4 protein-coding genes are annotated in these 6,094 nt (G+C 44.1%); 3 read left to right on the top strand and 1 reads right to left on the bottom strand.

The genetic code is table 11. From position 1 onward, the window contains the following. On the bottom strand, window positions 1-84 hold an 84-nt coding region (locus tag IQR33_RS33420), incomplete at its 3' end, for a DUF2498 family protein (RefSeq protein ID WP_228013968.1). A 434-nt stretch (window positions 85-518) separates the two neighbouring features. Here IQR33_RS33420 and topA point away from each other — a divergent pair. The 3 genes from topA to IQR33_RS17740 all read left to right on the top strand — a co-directional run. Further along, a complete protein-coding gene (topA, locus tag IQR33_RS17750) occupies window positions 519-3,149 on the top strand; it encodes a type I DNA topoisomerase (protein ID WP_005378351.1) in 2,631 nt (876 codons plus the stop codon). A 608-nt stretch (window positions 3,150-3,757) separates the two neighbouring features. Then, entirely contained in the window at window positions 3,758-4,975 is a 1,218-nt protein-coding gene (gene glgC / locus IQR33_RS17745) for a glucose-1-phosphate adenylyltransferase (RefSeq protein WP_005378352.1), read from the top strand. Further along, window positions 4,965-6,094: glycogen synthase (locus IQR33_RS17740; protein ID WP_193843896.1), on the top strand; the 1,130-nt coding region annotated here is incomplete at its 3' end. The genes glgC and IQR33_RS17740, both read left to right, overlap by 11 nt.

Here is a 6,094-nt window from a genome sequence, read left to right as displayed (position 1 = left end):
CTCGATGTAATCATCGTGCTCTTGGATGATTTGGTTAGCGATCAAAAGAAGGTCGAACTCTTCGATAAACGTTCTATCAGACATATTCTTTCTACCATTCTATTCAGTTAAGAGCGCTGAGTATACCTACAACTAAAATGGGTTTGCATGATTAATTCAGTCAATCGTTCAGTAAGACTAAACAGATCAATTTTTAGAGTATAAGCATGATGCGGAGGAAGATGGCAGAACATTGAACCAAACTATTTTGTGATGGGTAACAAAATTTATTGCATTGGATTAGCGGATGCTAAGTTTGCCTGTTTAGATATGCCGCTCAATACCTTTCAGAACCCTGTCTCTTTGAAGTATAAAGACGATGAATTGTCAACCAATCGGATCTGAATTTCAAAAAAGCAGTTGATCTTCTTTTCATCTCGCACAATAGTAAAAAAAGAAGCAATGAAATAGAACATTATGCGGGTGGCCTTTAAACAAGGTTTCTACCCGCATTATTATGAAGGACGTTAGAGTCAGTTATGGGTAAATCACTCGTTATAGTGGAGTCACCAGCCAAGGCAAAGACGATAAATAAGTACCTTGGTAAAGACTTTATTGTTAAGTCTAGTGTTGGTCATGTGCGTGATCTGCCTACGGCCGGTCAAAGCACTGGTGAGAAAAAAGCCGCAGCCATCTCAACTAAAGGGATGAGTCCGGAAGAGAAAGCGCGCGTTAAAAAAGAGAAAGACCGCAAAGCGTTGATCAAAAAAATGGGGATTAACCCATATCATGACTGGGAAGCGAATTACCAAATCCTTCCAGGCAAAGAAAAAGTTGTCAACGAACTACAAAAACTCGCCAAAGACGCAGATTGCGTTTATCTCGCAACCGATTTGGACCGCGAAGGGGAAGCAATCGCATGGCACCTTCGTGAGATCATCGGTGGCGATGAAGAGCGATACAAACGTGTAGTTTTTAACGAAATTACGAAAAACGCGATCCAACAAGCTTTCCAGACACCTGGCGAGCTGAACATGGATGGTGTAAATGCCCAACAAGCACGTCGCTTCATGGACCGTGTCGTTGGTTTTATGGTTTCACCTTTACTTTGGAAAAAAGTGGCTCGTGGCTTATCTGCTGGTCGAGTGCAGTCTGTTGCGGTGAAATTGTTAGTTGAGCGTGAGCGTGAGATTAACGCGTTTGTACCAGAAGAATTCTGGGACATTCATGCGAATACGAAAACGAAAGACAAAGCGGACTTTAAACTGCTTGTTGCGCAGAAAGACGGTTCTGCGTTTAAGCCAGTTAATGAGGCAGAAACCAAAGCAGCGATGTCTGTACTTGAGAATGCAAGTTACGAAGTATGTAAGCGTGAAGACCGCCCTACAAAGAGCAAGCCTTCAGCACCTTACATCACCTCTACGCTTCAACAGGCAGCGAGTACACGCCTGGGCTACGGCGTGAAAAAGACCATGATGCTAGCTCAGCGCCTCTATGAGGCCGGTTACATCACTTATATGCGTACTGACTCGACTAACCTAAGTGCCGAGGCTGTGGACGCTGTACGTGACTTTATTGGTTCTGAGTTTGGTGATAAGTACCTGCCAGCGAAACCATTGACGTACGGTAGCAAAGAAGGGGCACAGGAAGCGCACGAAGCGATCCGTCCTTCAAATGTGGGTGTTAAGGCGGAAGACCTGCAAGGTGTCGATGCTGATGCGCACAAACTTTACGCTTTGATTTGGAATCAGTTTGTAGCGTGTCAAATGACGCCAGCAGAATACGATTCAACAACCATCAGCGTAAAAGCGGCAGAATACACGCTTAAAGCGAAAGGCCGTATCCTTAAATTTGACGGCTGGACTCGTGTACAGCGTCCAATGGGCAAAAACGAGGATACAATCCTTCCAGCGGTACAACTTGGCGATAAGCTAAGCTTAGAGTCACTTGACCCTAAACAGCACTTTACAAAGCCACCTGCGCGCTACACTGAAGCAGCACTGGTTAAAGAGCTGGAGAAACGAGGCATTGGTCGTCCGTCGACTTACGCATCGATCATTTCTACGATTCAAGATCGTGGCTACGTGAAAGTTGATCAGCGCCGTTTCTACGCTGAAAAAATGGGTGAAATTGTTACTGACCGCCTTGATGACAGCTTTAACGATTTGATGAACTACGACTTTACTGCGCGTATGGAACAGAAATTGGACCAAATCGCTGAAGGTGAAGTGAACTGGAAAGCTGTGTTAGACAACTTCTTTGCTGATTTTACTGGCGATCTTGAAAAAGCGGAGCTGGATGAGTCAGAAGGCGGTATGAAGTTAAATCACATCGTCATGACGGATATCGAGTGTCCGACGTGTAGCCGTCCAATGGGCATCCGTACTGCTTCGACAGGTGTGTTCTTAGGCTGTTCAGGTTACGCGTTACCACCAAAAGAGCGTTGTAAGACAACCATCAACTTGGGTGACGAAGAAGGTATTATTAACGTTCTAGAAGAAGACGTTGAAACCGCAGCTCTTCGTGCTAAAAAGCGTTGTCCGATCTGTGAAACAGCGATGGACGCATACCTGATTGATGACAAGCGTAAGATGCATGTTTGTGGTAATAACCCGAACTGTGAAGGCTACCTTGTTGAATACGGCGAGTTCAAAGTAAAAGGCTACGATGGTCCAGTTGTTGAATGTGACAAATGTGGCTCTGATATGGTGCTTAAGAACGGTCGCTTTGGTAAATACATGGATTGTACGAGCGAAACGTGCAAGAACACTCGTAAGATCTTGAAGAATGGCGAAGTCGCGCCCCCGAAAGAAGATCCTGTTCATTTCCCCGAGTTGCCATGTGAAAACTCAGATGCGTATTTCGTACTTCGTGATGGTGCTTCAGGTCTATTTATGGCGGCAAGCAACTTCCCGAAATCGCGCGAGACACGTGCTCCTTTGGTTGCTGAACTGGCACGTTTTGAAGAGCGTTTACCTGAGAAGTTCAAATACCTAGCGACCGCACCGCAAGAAGATCCTGATGGTCGTCCTGCAGTCGTACGCTTTAGTCGCAAAACAAAAGAGAACTACGTTCGTTCGGAAGAGAATGGCAAACCATCTGGTTGGACAGCGCTCTTTGTTGACGGTAAGTGGGAAGTCACTGATAAGCGTAAAAAAGCGAAAGCATAAAAACGTACGATCTAAGTAATGTAAAAAGGCAGCGATATCGCTGCCTTTTTTGCGTTTTGTTTTTGCGTAAAGGCCACTGTGTTGTTCGTATAGATCTTTGCTGCTTTGACTGAGTTTTGCTGACGCGAGAAGATCCCAGTATCAATATTTCGTAGTCGCTGATGTATTTTTTATGTAAAAAATATTCGTTGTAACTTTCATTTTGCATTCACATATTTGTTATACATTGGGCTAAAAAATCGGCGGTGTAGTGAATCCGTTTGTAAATTGTTTTCACAATGTAATCGTTTGCTTTTCCATGTGTGATCTAGATATCGTCTTGAGTACGCAAGAGCTGTATGGTACACAGAATGGCGTATTAAAAATTGTAATTTAGAACCCGCTTAGATAATTTATTACAAAAATTAGTGCAACTGTGTACATTGTTTGCGTCAAAAAATAAGGAAAGAGTGGACGTTGCATACTGGAAGTGCCGTAGCTTTTTTATCCGTGTTGTAAGAGTTCACAGAAACTCAGAGACGGTTGCTAAATGTATTCGCTTGACTCCCCGAGTATGACTCATTCAAGCGAGTACCAAATCCAAGCTATAACGATATGGAGAACAACAAATGGCTGGTGTTTTGGGAATGATTCTTGCTGGCGGTGAAGGCTCTCGTTTGAGACCTTTAACGGAATCTCGCAGTAAACCTTCGGTACCGTTTGGTGGTAGTTATCGATTGATCGATTTTGCTCTAAACAATTTTGTTAATGCGGATCTGATGCGCATTTACGTCCTAACCCAATTTAAATCTCAATCTTTATTCCATCACTTAAAAAAGGGGTGGAACATCAACGGCATTACAGACCGCTTTATCGATCCTATTCCCGCTCAAATGCGTACTGGTAAACGTTGGTACGAAGGGACGGCGGACGCGATCTATCAAAACCTGCGTTTTATGGAATTAGAGGAACCAGAGCAAGTTTGTATTTTTGGCTCTGACCATATCTATAAGATGGATATCAAACAAATGCTGAACTTCCACTCAGAAAAGAAGGCTTCTCTGACGGTATCTGCATTGCGCATGCCACTAAAAGAGGCGTCGCAATTCGGGGTTATCGAAGTCGATAGTGAAGGTCGTATGATTGGCTTTGAAGAAAAACCAGCAAATCCGAAGTCGATTCCTGGTGATCCTGATTACGCTTTAGTTTCAATGGGTAACTATGTTTTTGAAGCTCAGGTACTGTTCTCAGAGTTGGTCGAAGATGCGGATAATGAAGCTTCATCACATGATTTTGGAAAGGACATCATTCCAAAGATGTTCCCTAGAGGTGATGTGTTCGTGTATGACTTCAGTACCAACAAAATCAGTGGCGAAAAAGAAGAGGTGTACTGGCGTGATGTCGGAACTATTGATGCGTACTGGCAAGCGCATATGGATCTGCTAGAAAAAGATGCACCATTTTCGCTGTACAACCGTAAATGGCCATTGCACACCTACTACCCACCATTACCACCTGCGACATTTACCGACTCTGATAATGGTCGTGTGCAGATAATCGATAGTTTAGTGTGTAATGGCAGCTATGTTAGAGGCTCAAGAATCGAAAAGTCGGTGCTTGGTTTTCGCAGTAATATTGCTTCTGCTTGCGATATCAGCGAATGTATACTTCTTGGTGACGTAAAAATTGGCGAAGGCTGTGTTTTACGTCGTGTGATTGTCGACAAGGATGCCGATATTGCTCCTGGTACTCAGATTGGTGTGAATCTTCAAGAAGATAAAAAACACTTCCACGTGTCTGAGGAGGGCATTGTTGTTATTCCGAAAGGAGCTCGAGTTGGCTACTAACAACTTATCTATTCTGTTTGTAGCTTCTGAGGTTGAAGGCCTCATTAAAAGTGGTGGCTTGGCAGATGTTGCCAAGGCACTACCGGAAGCCCTTCAAAACCTACAGCAAGACGTAAGAATTACCATCCCTGCGTACAGTAGTATTGATAAACTCGCAGACGCAGAAGTTGTATTAGAAACAGAATTAACATCATGGCCGCATACGGAGTATCGAGTTTTGCGGCTCATGTTAGGTCAAAATCCTATTTACCTGATTGATTGTCCGCCGTATTTCAATCGACCATCAATGTATGCGGAGAACAACCAAGCGTATACTGATAACGGCGAGCGCTTTGCGTTTTTTAGTGCAGCATGTCTCGATATGTTACCCAAGCTCGCCTTTCAACCTAATATCATACACGCGAACGATTGGCACACAGGTCTTGTTCCATTTTTGCTCAAGCACAGGTATGGCAATGATCCGTTTTTTGCTCATACTAAAAGCGTCATTTCAATTCACAATGCGGTCTTTAAAGGCGTATTTAGTTATGAAGACGTGCAGTGTTTGCCAGAGTTTCATTGTAGAAACGTTCCCGATGCTGCGGTGAGTGCAACGCATATTACGATGCTTAAAGCTGGTGTAATGAATGCAGATAAGATAAACGCGGTTAGCCCTACGTACGCAGAGGAACTAAAAACAGAGCTTGGCAGTCACGGCATGGCTTGGGAGTTTCAGCAACGTGCGCAGGACTTAGTCGGCATCTTGAATGGTTGTGATTACAGCGCTTGGAATCCGGAAACTGATACCTACTTGCCGGTTAATTACTGCGCCGACCAGCAAAGTATGTCGCAAGGGAAGAAAGCTTGTAAAAAAGCATTACAACAACGACTAAATTTGCCCGAAAAAAATGTAGCTATGTTCGGTATGGTTTGTCGGTTGACCCAGCAGAAAGGCGTTCATTACTTGTTGCCTGCTTTGGCCGATTTTTTGAAGCACGATGTTCAGCTAGTTGTCGTTGGGACCGGAGACCCTGTTCTTGCCGCTCAGTTACGAGAGGTTGCCGCGCAGTTTTCTAGCAAATTTGCCTTTGTAGAAGCGTATGACAATGAACTTGCGCATATCGTTGAAGCTGGTTCTGA

This window comes from Vibrio sp. OPT46 (assembly GCF_015163535.1).
In the GTDB taxonomy this organism is placed as follows: Bacteria; Pseudomonadota; Gammaproteobacteria; order Enterobacterales; family Vibrionaceae; genus Vibrio; species Vibrio alginolyticus.
This window is presented reverse-complemented; position numbering and strand designations above follow the sequence as displayed.